Source organism: Streptomyces sp. NPDC029159 (assembly GCF_055564055.1).
Genome location: NZ_JBVHWT010000001.1, coordinates 77,976 through 91,184, shown reverse-complemented (window position 1 = coordinate 91,184; position 13,209 = coordinate 77,976). Strand labels below are relative to the sequence as shown.

General features: G+C 71.7%; 11 protein-coding genes. 9 read left to right on the top strand and 2 right to left on the bottom strand.

Features of this window, described 5'->3' with window-relative positions; translation table 11 throughout:
- Positions 1-125 precede the first annotated feature (125 nt).
- Positions 126-620: an inorganic diphosphatase gene (locus tag ACZ4U4_RS00430; RefSeq protein ID WP_003968257.1), complete on the bottom strand. Its 495-nt coding sequence runs from the start codon at positions 618-620 to the stop codon at positions 126-128.
- An 86-nt stretch (positions 621-706) separates the two neighbouring features.
- Between ACZ4U4_RS00430 and dacB the strand changes: the two genes are divergently transcribed.
- The 6 genes from dacB (at position 707) to folE (ending at position 8,468) form a co-directional block, all read left to right on the top strand.
- Complete coding sequence (gene dacB / locus ACZ4U4_RS00425) at positions 707-2,383, top strand: D-alanyl-D-alanine carboxypeptidase/D-alanyl-D-alanine endopeptidase (RefSeq protein WP_467867822.1); 1,677 nt, start codon at positions 707-709, stop codon at positions 2,381-2,383.
- 74 nt (positions 2,384-2,457) lie between these two features.
- Entirely contained in the window at positions 2,458-3,621 is a 1,164-nt protein-coding gene (locus ACZ4U4_RS00420) for a zinc-dependent metalloprotease (RefSeq protein ID WP_467867820.1), read from the top strand.
- Between the two features lie 192 nt (positions 3,622-3,813).
- Complete coding sequence (gene tilS / locus ACZ4U4_RS00415) at positions 3,814-4,821, top strand: tRNA lysidine(34) synthetase TilS (protein ID WP_467867818.1); 1,008 nt, start codon at positions 3,814-3,816, stop codon at positions 4,819-4,821.
- A gap of 87 nt (positions 4,822-4,908) precedes the next feature.
- Positions 4,909-5,448: a hypoxanthine phosphoribosyltransferase gene (hpt, locus tag ACZ4U4_RS00410; protein ID WP_030288495.1), complete on the top strand. Its 540-nt coding sequence runs from the start codon at positions 4,909-4,911 to the stop codon at positions 5,446-5,448.
- Positions 5,449-5,739: 291 nt separating this feature from the next.
- Positions 5,740-7,758, top strand: a complete 2,019-nt coding sequence (gene ftsH, locus ACZ4U4_RS00405) for an ATP-dependent zinc metalloprotease FtsH (protein ID WP_467867816.1) — start codon at positions 5,740-5,742, stop codon at positions 7,756-7,758.
- 104 nt (positions 7,759-7,862) lie between these two features.
- Positions 7,863-8,468, top strand: a complete 606-nt coding sequence (gene folE / locus ACZ4U4_RS00400) for a GTP cyclohydrolase I FolE (RefSeq protein ID WP_467867814.1) — start codon at positions 7,863-7,865, stop codon at positions 8,466-8,468.
- A 72-nt stretch (positions 8,469-8,540) separates the two neighbouring features.
- Here the strand turns inward: folE and ACZ4U4_RS00395 are convergent, their stop codons facing one another.
- On the bottom strand, positions 8,541-9,656 hold the full coding sequence (locus ACZ4U4_RS00395) for an alpha/beta hydrolase (protein ID WP_467867812.1): 1,116 nt from the start codon (positions 9,654-9,656) through the stop codon (positions 8,541-8,543).
- Positions 9,657-9,795: 139 nt separating this feature from the next.
- Between ACZ4U4_RS00395 and ACZ4U4_RS00390 the strand changes: the two genes are divergently transcribed.
- From ACZ4U4_RS00390 to ACZ4U4_RS00380, 3 genes are all read left to right on the top strand, one after another.
- Positions 9,796-11,643: a phosphatidylglycerol lysyltransferase domain-containing protein gene (locus tag ACZ4U4_RS00390; protein WP_467867810.1), complete on the top strand. Its 1,848-nt coding sequence runs from the start codon at positions 9,796-9,798 to the stop codon at positions 11,641-11,643.
- 98 nt (positions 11,644-11,741) lie between these two features.
- Entirely contained in the window at positions 11,742-12,632 is an 891-nt protein-coding gene (gene folP / locus ACZ4U4_RS00385; protein WP_467867808.1) for a dihydropteroate synthase, read from the top strand.
- 5 nt (positions 12,633-12,637) lie between these two features.
- Positions 12,638-13,114, top strand: a complete 477-nt coding sequence (locus tag ACZ4U4_RS00380; RefSeq protein WP_467868910.1) for a nuclear transport factor 2 family protein — start codon at positions 12,638-12,640, stop codon at positions 13,112-13,114.
- The last annotated feature ends 95 nt before the right edge of the window (positions 13,115-13,209 follow it).

Genomic DNA, 13,209 nt, shown 5'->3' with positions numbered 1-13,209 from the left:
CCATCGGCCGGAATGCGCCAACGGAACGGGCGGCACCCCGAGTGGGTGCCGCCCGTTCCGTTACGAAAATCAGCGCGCCGTGCGCCGGGTCCGGGGGCCTGCGACGGCCCCCGGGGAGCCCGGTGTCAGTGGGCGCCGCCCTGCGCCTCCAGGCGCTTGTACGACGCCTCGATCTCGGCCTCGGCCTCGGCGCGGCCGACCCAGTCGGCGCCCTCGACGGACTTGCCCGGCTCCAGGTCCTTGTAGACCTCGAAGAAGTGCTGGATCTCCAGGCGGTCGAACTCCGAGACGTGGTGGATGTCCCGCAGGTGCTCGACGCGCGGGTCGGACGCCGGGACGCACAGCAGCTTGTCGTCGCCGCCGGCCTCGTCGGTCATCCGGAACATGCCGATGGCGCGGCACTTGATGAGGCAACCGGGGAAGGTCGGCTCGTCCAGGATGACCAGCGCGTCCAGCGGGTCGCCGTCCTCGCCGAGGGTGTTCTCGACGAAGCCGTAGTCCGCGGGGTAGCTGGTCGAGGTGAAGAGTCGACGGTCCAGGCGGATCCGACCGGTCTCGTGGTCCACCTCGTACTTGTTCCGCGAACCCTTCGGGATCTCGATGGTGACGTCGAACTCCACGGGTGGCTCCTCCATGATCAACACATAGGTCTGGTGATTAAGTGTCCCCCACGCAGGTGGGTGCTGGCGAAAGGGGCTGGTCCAAGGTGCCGGAGACCGGATCGTGGCAGGTCAAATGGGAGACGGCGCGACGCTCGGCCCGGGCGTGCGCCCGTACCGCGGCCCGTACGGCACAGCGGGCCGGCCACGAGGCCCGCCGGACCTGGCACGCCGCACCGCCGCGTACGCGGAGCACCTGGCGCCTGACGGCGGTGGCCACCGCCGCGGGCCTGGCGACCGCGACGGCCGCGGTGGCGGTGGCCGGGCCCTGGGACTCGGGTCAGCGTACGGCCGAGCGGGCCCGCGCGGGGGCCGCGGCCGGTACGGGTGGCGTACATCACGGCGGGGCGCCCGGCAGCGACGGTGCGCCGGGGAGCGCGGGCGGCGGTCCCTCGCTCCCGCAGGTCCTCCCGGCGCTCGGCCTCCCGGGGGCCGGCGCCACCGGGCGCGGCGCGGCCCCGCAGCCCACCGGCACCGGGCTCGCCGACGCGCTCTCGCCGCTGCTCAAGGACAAGGCGCTGGGCGCGCTGCGGACCGCGTCGGTCATCGACGTCGCCACCGGCCACCAGGTGTTCGCCGCCAAGCCCACCGCGGCGGCGGTGCCCGCCTCCACCGTGAAGCTCGCCACCGCCGTCGCCGCCCTCACCACCCTGGGCCCCGACCACCGCATCGAGACGACGGTGGTGACCGCGGCGGAGGCGGCGGACGACGGCAAGCACCCCGAGGGCGGCACGGACGACAAGAAGTCCAAGGACGACGCGAAGGGCGGCAAGCCCGCGGCGCCGCGGATCGTGCTGGTCGGCGGCGGGGACCCGACGCTCACCGCGCGGGCGGGCGCGGGCGCCGACGGCCCCGCCAGCCTGCGCGACCTGGCCGACGACACCGCCCGCGCCCTCGCGAAGCGCGGTAGCAAGAAGGTTTCTCTTGCCTACGACACCTCGCTCTACTCCGGGCCCGCCCTGCACTCCATCGGCCCCAACGAGAACCTCGCCCGCGTCACCCCGCTCATGGCCGACGAGGGCCGCCTCGACGACAGCGACAACGGCCCCGCGCCGCGCGCCGACGACCCGTCGGCCGCCGCCGCCCGCACCTTCGCCGCCCGGCTCAAGGAACGCGGCATCACCGTCGACGGCGCCCCGTCGGCCGCCCGCGCGCCGAAGGACGCCACCCGCCTGGCCACCGTCCGCTCCCAGCCGCTCGGCGCCCTCGTCGAACGGATGCTGACCAACAGCGACAACGACATCGCCGAGGCCCTGGCCCGGCAGACCGCCCTCGGCGCCCACCGCCCCGCCAGCTTCTCCGGCGCCGGGGAAGCCGTCCGCAAGGCGCTCGCCGCCCAGCACCTGCCGCTCGCCGGAGCCCGCTTCGACGACGGCAGCGGGCTCGACCGCGACGACCAGGTCAGCGCGGAACTCCTCGCCCGCCTCCTGCTGCATGCCTCGGCGCCCGACCACCCGGAACTGCGCCCGATCGTCACCGGACTGCCCGTCGCCGCCTTCACCGGCACCCTCGGCAGCCGCTACGCCGACACCGCGGGCGCCGGTGCGGTGCGCGCCAAGACCGGCACCCTGACCGGCGTGAACACCCTCGCCGGGACCGTCGTCGACGCCGACGGTCGGCTGCTGGTCTTCGCGTTCATGACCAACGGCACCAGCGACGCCCAGGGCGCCCAGAAGGCCCTCGACACCCTCGCCTCGGCGGTCGCCAACTGCGGCTGCCGCTGATCCGCCGGAGCCCGCCGCCCCGCGGGGCGACCTTCGGCTACCCCCGAGCGATGCACCCACGTACCGTGAAACGCATGACGAGCATCGGTGGAGTCGAGATGGTCGACTGGAACCTCGCGGCGGCGACGGCGACGCGGTTCGTGCGGCCCGGTCCGGAGGTCAGCCGCGACGAGGCGCGGGCGATCGTCGCCGAGCTGCGCGCGCACGCCCGGTCCTCCGAGGAACACGTCCGCGCCTTCACCCGGATGGCGCAGTCCGGGGGCGCCGACGCGCCGCGCGACACGCCCGTCCTCGTGGTGGACCGCCCCGGCTGGATCAAGGCGAACGTCGCCGGGTTCCGCGCGGTGCTCAAACCCCTGCTGGCCAAGATGGCCGAGCGCCGCCCCGGCGGCCCCGGTGGCGCGGTGCTCGGCGCCGTCGGCGGCAAGGTCACCGGCGTCGAGCTGGGCATGCTCCTGTCGTTCCTCGCCTCCCGCGTCCTCGGCCAGTACGAGACGTTCGCCCCGGCCTCGCGGGACCTGCCCGCCGGCGCCCGCGGCGGCCGGCTGCTGCTCGTCGCGCCCAACATCGTCCACGTCGAGCGGGAGCTGGCGGTCGACCCGCACGACTTCCGCCTCTGGGTCTGCCTGCACGAGGAGACCCACCGCACCCAGTTCACCGCGGTGCCCTGGCTGCGCGACCACATCGAGGGCGAGGTCCAGGCGTTCCTCGCCGAGACCGACATCGACCCGGGCACCCTGGTGGAACGGCTCCGCGAGGCCGCCCAGGCGCTCACCGGCGCCCGGCCCGAGGGCGAATCCGGCGAGGCGGAGTCCCGCTCCCTCGTCGACCTCGTCCAGACCCCGGCCCAGCGCGAGATCCTCGGCCGGCTGACCGCCGTGATGTCGCTCCTGGAGGGCCACGCCGACTACGTCATGGACGGCGTCGGGCCCGAGGTGGTGCCCTCCGTCGCCGAGATCCGCGAGAAGTTCCAGCAGCGCCGGGCCAGCGGCGCCGGCCGTCTCGACCTCGCGCTGCGCAAGCTCCTCGGCCTCGACGCCAAGCTGCGCCAGTACCGCGACGGCGAACGCTTCGTCCGCGCGGTCGTCGACGACCTCGGCATGGACGGCTTCAACCGCGTCTGGACGTCTCCCAACACCCTCCCCACCAAGCAGGAGATCGCCGCGCCCGCCGACTGGATCGCCCGGGTGAAGGGCGCAGGAGACGGAGCACCGGGTGCGGGGGACGGAGCACCGTAGGGCAAAGACGCGCCGCGCGCACGCCGGACGGCAGATGTGCGCCCCCGTAATCACCCTTCTGAGGGACCGTTACCAGGGGATAGGCGTGCAATGCTCGGGGAACTGCTCGCCTCTGTCACCATCTAGGCACTCTGTGTGACGAATGTGTCGTCCACGGACCAAGGCTCCCCAGCTGAACGATTGGAAACGGACATGGGTCCCCATCCAGCGGTCGCCGCGATACGCCTGGCGGTCCGCCGCGTACTCCACGACGTACTCAACCGGCACTGCGCCCAGGCCAGGACCGAGCCCCCGCTCGTCCTGGTGGCCTGCTCCGGCGGCGCCGACTCCATGGCGCTCGCCTCCGCCCTCGCCTTCGAAGCCCCCCGGCTCGGCGTCCGCGCGGGCGGCGTCACCGTCGACCACGGCCTCCAGGCCGGCTCCGACCTCCGCGCCGCCGAGGTCGTCCTGCGGCTGCGCTCCCTCCACCTCGACCCGGCCGAGGCGGTCACCGTCCGCGTCGGCAAGGCGGGCGGCCCCGAAGCCGCCGCGCGCGAGGCCCGGTACGCCGCCCTCGACGCCGCCGCCGAACGCCACGGCGCCGCCGCCGTCCTCCTCGGCCACACCCGCGACGACCAGGCCGAGACCGTGCTCCTCGGCCTCGCCCGCGGCTCCGGCACCCGCTCCCTCTCCGGGATGGCCGCGACCACCGGCCACCTGGGCCGCTACCGCCGCCCGTTCCTCGGCGTCGACCGCCAGACCGCCCGCACCGCCTGCCTCATCCAGTCCCTCCCGGTCTGGGACGACCCCCACAACACCGACCCCTCCTACACCCGCTCCCGACTGCGCCACGAAGGGCTGCCCGCCCTGGAGAAGGCGCTCGGCAAGGGCGTCGTCGAAGCCCTCGCCCGTACGGCACAGCTCTCCCGGGACGACGCCGACGCCCTCGACTCCTGGGCCGCCGACGCCGAACGCACGGTCCGCGGCGCGGAGGGCACGCTCGACGTCGCCGGACTGTTCGCGCTGCCGCCGGCGGTGCGCCGCCGGGTGCTGCGCCGGGCGGTCATCGACGCGGGCGCACCGGCCGGTTCGCTCTTCGCCCGGCACATCGAGGAAGTGGACCGGCTGATCACGGCCTGGCGTGGGCAGGGCGCTCTCAATCTCCCCGGGCGCGTCGGTGTTCGACGGCAGGGTGGCAGACTTGTCATTCGGCAGGGCTGAGCCGCAGGACCGCTGCCCCGCCTGATCAGTCCGGCGACGGACACGACACCGAACCGAGCGAGAGTGGCACGGGTGGACGACAAGGACATGGGCTCCGACCTTGAGTCGGTACTCATCAGCAAAGAAGAGATCGACGCGAAGCTGGCCGAGCTGGCCGCGAAGATCGACGCGGAGTACGCGGGCAAGGACCTGCTCATCGTCGGCGTCCTGAAGGGCGCCGTGATGGTGATGGCGGACCTGGCGCGGGCGCTGTCCACCCCCGTCACGATGGACTGGATGGCCGTGTCCTCGTACGGCGTGGGCACCAAGTCCTCCGGCGTGGTGCGCATCCTCAAGGACCTCGACACCGACATCAAGGGCCGGGACGTCCTGATCGTCGAGGACATCATCGACTCCGGTCTGACGCTGTCGTGGCTGCTGTCCAACCTCGGTTCGCGCGAGCCCGCCTCGCTGGAGGTCTGCACGCTGCTGCGCAAGCCGGAGGCCGCCAAGGTCGATATCGACGTGAAGTGGATCGGCTTCGACATTCCCAATGAATTCGTCGTCGGCTACGGCCTCGACTTCGCCGAGAAATACCGCAACCTGCCGTTCGTCGGCACCCTCGCACCGCACGTGTACGGCGGCTGAGGACGGCACCCGCTCGCCGGTCGTACGGATCGGCGAGGGCCTGGAAGAGATACGGCGTGGCGGCCGCGCGGCGGTGGGAACCCGCCGGGGCCGCCCGCCGTTGAAGCAGAGAACGGAATCCGTGTGGACATTGTTCGCTGTCGGCGTCGCCGACGGGTGACAATGCTGGGGTACCGTCCGAAGGCACTCAATTTTTCGGGCCAGTAATACACCGTACGCACGACCAGCCCTCCGCAGGGCTGTTGTGCCTCACTGTGGCAGGAGGGACGGGGCCCTGACGGCTCCGTATGGATGGACGTGAAGCGATACTTCCGTGGGCCGGTCATGTGGATCGTGCTGGCCGTCCTCGCCGTGGTCGTGTTGATGCAGGTCGTCGGGGAATCCGGCGGCTACAAGACGGTGGACACCGGTCAGGTCGTCAAGGCGATCACTGACAACAAGGTGAAATCCGCCGAGCTGACGACCGGCGACGAGAACAAGATCAAGATCGAGTTGTCGGGTGACAACAAGATCGAGGGTTCCAACAAGCTGCAGGCGAGCTACATCGGCGACCAGGGCGTCGACATCGCGAAGAACCTGCAGGCCAAGTACCAGACCGGCGAGATCAAGGACGGCTACACGGTCGCCCCGTCGAAGCAGAACCCGTTCGTCGGGCTGCTGATCACGCTGCTTCCCTTCATCCTCATCCCGATCATCTTCCTGTTCCTGATGAACCAGGCGCAGGGCGGTGGCTCCCGGGTGATGAACTTCGGGAAGTCCAAGGCCAAGCTGATCACCAAGGACACGCCCAAGACGACCTTCGCGGACGTCGCCGGGTCGGACGAGGCGGTCGAGGAGCTCCACGAGATCAAGGAGTTCCTCCAGGAGCCGGCGAAGTTCCAGGCCGTCGGCGCCAAGATCCCCAAGGGTGTCCTGCTGTACGGCCCGCCCGGAACGGGCAAGACGCTGCTGGCGCGCGCCGTCGCGGGCGAGGCCGGCGTGCCGTTCTACTCGATCTCCGGCTCCGACTTCGTCGAGATGTTCGTCGGTGTCGGTGCCTCCCGGGTGCGTGACCTCTTCGAGCAGGCCAAGGCGAACGCCCCGGCGATCGTCTTCGTCGACGAGATCGACGCGGTGGGCCGCCACCGTGGCGCCGGTCTCGGCGGCGGTCACGACGAGCGCGAGCAGACGCTCAACCAGCTCCTCGTCGAGATGGACGGCTTCGACGTCAAGGGCGGCGTCATCCTGATCGCCGCCACCAACCGTCCGGACATCCTCGACCCGGCGCTGCTGCGTCCCGGCCGTTTCGACCGGCAGATCGCCGTCGACCGTCCGGACATGCAGGGCCGTCTGGAGATCCTGAAGGTCCACCAGAAGGGCAAGCCGGTCGCGCCGGACGTCGACCTCACGGCCGTCGCCAAGCGGACCCCCGGCTTCACCGGTGCCGATCTCTCCAACGTCCTCAACGAGGCCGCGCTGCTGACGGCCCGGAGCGACAAGAAGCTGATCGACAACCACTTCCTGGACGAGGCGATCGACCGCGTCGTGGCCGGTCCGCAGAAGCGGACCCGGATCATGTCGGACAAGGAGAAGAAGATCACCGCGTACCACGAGGGCGGACACGCCCTGGTCGCGGCGGCTTCCCCGAACTCCGACCCGGTCCACAAGATCACGATCCTGTCCCGCGGCCGGGCCCTGGGCTACACCATGGTCCTGCCCGACGAGGACAAGTACTCCACCACCCGCAACGAGATGCTCGACCAGCTGGCGTACATGCTGGGCGGGCGTGCGGCGGAGGAGCTGGTCTTCCACGACCCGACGACCGGCGCGGCCAACGACATCGAGAAGGCCACCGCCACCGCCCGCGCGATGGTCACCCAGTACGGCATGACCGAGCGCCTCGGTGCCATCAAGTTCGGCACCGACAACTCCGAGCCGTTCCTGGGCCGCGAGATGGGTCACCAGCGCGACTACTCCGAGGAGGTCGCCGCGCTGGTCGACGAGGAGGTCAAGAAGCTCATCGAGACCGCGCACAACGAGGCGTGGGAGATCCTCGTCGAGAACCGCGACGTTCTCGACAACCTCGTCCTGGAGCTCCTGGAGAAGGAGACTCTGGGCAAGGAGGAGATCGCCGAGGTCTTCAAGCACATCGTGAAGCGTCCGGCCCGCCCGGCGTGGACCGGCTCCTCGCGGCGCACCCCGTCGTCCCGTCCGCCGGTGCTCTCCCCGCGGGAGCTGTCCCCGGCCAACGGCACGGTCCCGGGCAACGGCACCGTCTCGATGGACAAGACGGAGAAGACGGGGCCCTCGGAAGACTCCCGCGAAAGCTGACGGGAACACACACCGCCCCGGAATGTCCGCCGCGCCTCCCAGGTTCTAGCCTGGGAGGCGCGGTTTCCGCATTCGGAGCGGGCGCAGAAGGAACGAGGCACCACATGACCGACCCTGTGACGCTGGACGGCGACGCCACGATCGGCGAGTTCGACGTGAAGCGTGCCGAGAACGCCGTGCGGGAGCTGCTGATCGCGGTCGGTGAGGACCCGGACCGCGAGGGCCTGCTGGAGACCCCGGCACGGGTGGCGCGCGCGTACAAGGAGATCTTCGCCGGGCTGCGGCAGGCGCCCGAGGACGTCCTGACCACGACGTTCGACATCGGCCACGACGAGATGGTGCTGGTCAAGGACATCGAGGTGACCTCGACCTGCGAGCACCACCTGGTGCCGTTCGTCGGGGTGGCGCACGTCGGATACATACCGTCCGCCGATGGGAAGATCACCGGGCTGTCGAAGCTGGCCCGGCTGGTGGACGTCTTCGCCCGCCGTCCGCAGGTCCAGGAGCGGCTGACGACGCAGATCGCCGACTCCCTGATGGAGATCCTGGAGCCGCGCGGCGTCATCGTCGTCATCGAGTGCGAGCACATGTGCATGACGATGCGCGGGGTCCGTAAGCCCGGTGCGAAGACCACCACCTCCGCGGTCCGCGGTCAGCTCCGCGATCCGGCGACCCGCGCCGAGGCGATGAGCCTGATACTCGCGCGGTAAGGCGGTACGACGAAGGGGCGGGCGCCCGTGAGCGCCCGCCCCTTCGTGCGGTCCGTGTGCCGTGCCGTTTCCTCACACCTTCAGCCGGCCGCCCAGCCACTCCATGGCGGCGGGGATCTCGCGGCGCCAGGTGTTGAAGTTGTGGCCGCCGCTGTCGAGGATGATCGACGAGATCTTGGACGGCGACTTCGTCTGCTGGATGAACTTCAGCGTCTGGTGGAAGTTGCCCTCGCCCTGCTTGCTGCTGGTGACCAGCAGATTCACCGGCGGCGCGGGGAGGTGGCGCTGGCGCCAGAGCAGGTTGTTCTCCCGCTCCAGCTGCGGGTCGCCGCCGAAGAGGTCGCCGGTGGTGGCGTCCAGCGGCGCCTTGTAACTGCCGGAGAGGGCGACCGCGGTGGAGAACGACTCCGGGTGGCGCATCGTCATCTTCAGCGCGCAGTAGCCGCCGGTGGAGTCGCCGATCACGCCCCAGCTCTTGGCGTCCTTGCCGACGCGGAAGTGGCCGGCGATGTCGCGGCGCAGGTCCTCGGTGAAGAACGTCTCGGTCTGCGGGCCGCCGGGCACGTCCACGCACTCGGTGTCACGGGGCGGGGCGACGGTCGGCCGCATCATCACCAGGACCATCGGCTGCATCTTGCCCTTGCCGTGCAGCGCGTACTGCGTCTGCGGGAAGTGCAGCTTCTTGTAGAGCGCCTGGGCGGTGCCGGGGTAGCCGGTGAGGACCAGCGCCGCCGGGAAGACCTTGTGGGCGTGGGCGGGCTGGAAGTACTGCGGCGGCAGATAGACGAAGGCGGGGCTGCTGATGCCGGACTTCTCGCCGTGCAGCACCACCTTCTCGATCCGCCCGGCGACCTTCGGCCGGGAGCTGCCGTCGACGTTGAACCGCTCGGCGCCGAGCTTCGTCAGCCGGGTGCCGTCCGGACCGGTCTGGTAATTCGTGACGACGCCGGGCTCCTGCTCCTGCCCGAAGAGGTCGGCCCAGGACGCGTAGAAGCCGAACGAGTTGTTGGCGGCGAGTCCGACGGCGGCGAACAGCGATACCTGTGTGAGGAGCAGGGCGCCGACCCGGCCGAGGACCGGGCGCCAGCTGCGTCCCGACAGCCGCGGCCACAGCCAGACCGTGAGCACGAAGAACGCCACGGCGAGGACGATGGCCAGTATCAGCAGCTTTTTGCTGGTGAGACCCATGAGGTGCTTTCTCCCGGGCGGCCGGCCCGCCGGTCCGCTGTTGGAACCCCGAGCCCTGAAACGCCGTCATACAGGGCGCAATAGTCCGGAAGCTGCGACCAGGTTCGCACGTTCTCTCGACCGGGGCGACGGGAAAGTGATGTCTGACAGGCTAGATGGCGAAAAGTCCGGGACGGTTGCGTGGCGTCGGCCACGCTGGCTCCGGGGCCCGCGGCCCGCATCGGTGCCGCCGCTCATCGGCAGCGCCGGCGCCGTCGTCGGCCTCCTCGACATCGCCTCCGGCGTCTTCCCCCGCTTCCGGCACAGCCGGATGCACCATCTGGCCGAGGTGCTGCCGGGCGCGGTCAGCCCGCTCGCGGCCGCCGCCTCCCTCGTCGTCGGCATCCTCCTGCTCCTCCTGGCGCACGGCCTCAAACGGCGCAAGCGCCGGGCGTGGACGGCGGCGGTGGCGCTGCTGCCGGTCGGCGCGCTGGCCCAGCTGATCTACCGGCACTCGGTGTTCGGCGCGGTCCTCTCGCTGCTGCTGCTCGGCTTCCTGGTGTGGCACCGCAAGGAGTTCGCGGCGCTGCCCGATCCGCGCAGCCGCTGGAAGGCGCTGGTCAACGCGGTGGTGCTGGGCGGCGCGAGCTTCGGCATCGGCATGGTGATCGTCAGCTCGCACCCGGGCCGTACCGTCGGTTCGCCGACCGGGTGGGAGCGCGTCCAGCACGTCCTGTGGGGGCTGTGCGGCTTCGAGGGCCCCATCGCGTACACCCACCACGTCGACTACACCGTCGGCTACTCGCTCGGCGCGCTCGGGCTGCTGACCGCCGCGACCACCGCCTATCTGGCGTTCCGCCCCGAGCATCCGGCGGCGCGGCTCACCGAGGAGGACGAGCGGCGGCTGCGGGAGCTGCTGGAGCGGCACGGCGGCCGGGACTCGCTCGGCTACTTCGCGCTCCGCCGCGACAAGGGCGCCGTCTTCTCGCCGACCGGCAAGGCGGCCGTCTGCTACCGGGTGATCTCCGGGGTGATGCTCGCCAGCGGCGACCCGATCGGCGACGTCGAGGCGTGGCCGGGCGCCATCGAGCGGTTCATGGAGGTGGCCCGGGCGCACTCCTGGACGCCCGCGGTGACCGGCTGCAGCGAGACCGGCGGCCAGGTGTGGACCCGCGAGACCGGGATGGACGCGCTGGAGCTGGGTGACGAGGCGATCGTCGACGTGGCCGGCTTCACGCTCAGCGGCCGGGCGATGCGCAACGTCCGCCAGATGGTCAAGCGCATCGAGCGCAACGGCTACGAGACCCGGGTGCGGCGGGTGCGCGACCTGGAGCCGGCGGAGCTGGAGGTCATCCAGCGGGCGGCCGACGCCTGGCGGGACACCGACACCGAGCGCGGCTTCTCCATGGCGCTGGGCCGGATCGACGCGGTCACCGACGGCGACGCGGTGATCGCCACCGCGCACCAGGCGCCGGAGGAGGGCGCGGAGCCCGGTCCGTTCGGCGATCTCAAGGCGATGCAGCACTACGTGCCGTGGGGCCGGGACGGTATCTCGCTGGAGCTGATGCGCCGCGACCGCGCGGCCGACCCGGGGATGAACGAGCTGCTGATCGTCGCGGCGCTCCAGGCGGCGCCGGAGCTGAAGATCGCGCGGGTGTCGCTGAACTTCGCGGTCTTCCGCTCGTCCCTGGAGCGCGGCGAGAAGCTGGGCGCCGGACCGGTCATCCGGATTTGGCGCGGCATGCTGATCTTCCTGTCGCGGTGGTACCAGATCGAGTCGTTGTACAAGTTCAACGACAAGTTCCAGCCGCGCTGGGAGCCCCGTTTCGTCGTCTTCCGCAACAGCCGTGACATCCCGCGTATCGGGCTGGCCGCGCTCCAGGCCGAGGGTTATCTGGAGCTGGGGCTGCCGCGCGCACTGCGCCGCCGCACGCCCGCCGAGCCCCGGCCGTGCGCGCATGTGCCGACGGCGCGGCCCGCCCGGGACACGGTCGAGCGGGCCGCCTGAACGCGGCGCGGACCGGCGCCGGGTGCGGAGCGGAGAGGACCGCTCCGGGCGCCGGTGGCCTCCGTTCGGGTGGCCGGAACACCGCCTACGCTGGGGACATGAATACCTTGCGTGACCGGGTGGCCGGACTGCCGGAGTGGGATCGCTGCGCGGTGATGGGCGTGGTCAACGTCACGCCCGATTCGTTCTCCGACGGCGGTGCGTGGTTCGACCCCGAGCTGGCCGTCAAACACGGTCTGGACCTGGTGGCGCGGGGAGCCGATCTGATCGACGTCGGCGGCGAGTCGACCCGGCCGGGCGCCGCGCGCGTCGACGAGGCCGAGGAGCTGCGCCGCGTCATCCCCGTGGTCCGGGAGTTGGCCGCGGCGGGCGCGGTCGTCTCCGTCGACACCATGCGCGCCGGCGTCGCGGAGCAGGCGGTGGCGGCCGGGGCGCGGCTGGTCAACGACGTCTCCGCGGGCGCCGCCGACCCGGCGATGATCCCGGCGGTGGCCGCCGCCGAGGTGCCGTTCGTGGTGATGCACTGGCGCGGTCAGTCCATCGACATGAACAACCGCGCGCTCTACGCGGACGTCGTCGGCGAGGTCGTCGACGAGCTGTCCCGCGCCATGGAGCGCGCGGTGGCCGGCGGGGTGGCCCCCGAGCGCATCGTCATCGACCCCGGTCTGGGCTTCGCCAAGGAGGCGGCGCACGACCTGGCGCTGGTCGCACACCTTCCCCGGCTGCGGGCGCTGGGCCGTCCGCTGCTGGTGGCCGCATCCCGCAAACGGTTCCTGGGCAGGGTGCTGGCAGGCGGCGAGGGCGCGGCTCCGCCGCCGGCCCGGGAGCGGGACGCGGCGACGGCCGCGGTATCGGCGCTGGTGGCGCGGGAGGGCGCCTGGGCGGTGCGGGTGCACGAGGTACGGGCGAGCGCGGACGCGGTACGGGTCGCCCGCGCGCTGGAGACCGCGGCGGACGACATTCAGGGCGACATGACGGGAGCGGTGTGAGCGGGTTGGGCCCACGGACCGACATCGAACTGGTCGAGCAGGCGAACACGGAGCTGTACGAGGCCGTGGAGCGCGGCGACCAGGAGGCGCTGACCGCGCTCTGGCTGGACGGGCAGGTCAGCGTGGTGCACCCGGGCTGGCCGGTGCTGCGCGGCCGCGGTGAGGTGCTCCGTTCGTATGCGCTGATCATGGCGAACACCGAGTACATCCAGTTCTTCCTCACCGACGTCGAGATCGATGTGATGGGCGACACCGCGCTGGTCACCTGCACCGAGAACATCCTCAGCGGCGGCCCGGCGGAGGACGACGGCTCGGTGGGGCCGCTGATCGGCCAGCTGGTCGTGGCGACCAATGTCTTCCGGCGTACGGAGGAGGGCTGGCGGGTGTGGTCGCACCACGGGTCGCCGGTGCTGACCGAGGGCGAGGACGACGAGGACGACGACGGCCCGGCCGGCCCCGGCGAGGTCGCGGGCGGCGTCTGACCTGGGCGGTCGCCCGGCGCGGGGGAGAGGCGCCGAGGAGGCGGCCGGGGTACGGCATCCGGGGGGCGGCGTCAGCGGCCGGGGTCAGCCCGGCA

Coding starts and splice junctions, on each gene's coding strand:
- ftsH (WP_467867816.1), top strand. CDS start 5,740: ATGGACGTGAAGCGATACTTCCGTGGGCCGGTCATGTGGATCGTGCTG.
- ACZ4U4_RS00390 (WP_467867810.1), top strand. CDS start 9,796: ATGTCTGACAGGCTAGATGGCGAAAAGTCCGGGACGGTTGCGTGGCGT.
- hpt (WP_030288495.1), top strand. CDS start 4,909: ATGGGCTCCGACCTTGAGTCGGTACTCATCAGCAAAGAAGAGATCGAC.
- ACZ4U4_RS00420 (WP_467867820.1), top strand. CDS start 2,458: ATGACGAGCATCGGTGGAGTCGAGATGGTCGACTGGAACCTCGCGGCG.
- tilS (WP_467867818.1), top strand. CDS start 3,814: ATGGGTCCCCATCCAGCGGTCGCCGCGATACGCCTGGCGGTCCGCCGC.
- ACZ4U4_RS00395 (WP_467867812.1), bottom strand. CDS start 9,656: ATGGGTCTCACCAGCAAAAAGCTGCTGATACTGGCCATCGTCCTCGCC.
- folP (WP_467867808.1), top strand. CDS start 11,742: ATGAATACCTTGCGTGACCGGGTGGCCGGACTGCCGGAGTGGGATCGC.
- folE (WP_467867814.1), top strand. CDS start 7,863: ATGACCGACCCTGTGACGCTGGACGGCGACGCCACGATCGGCGAGTTC.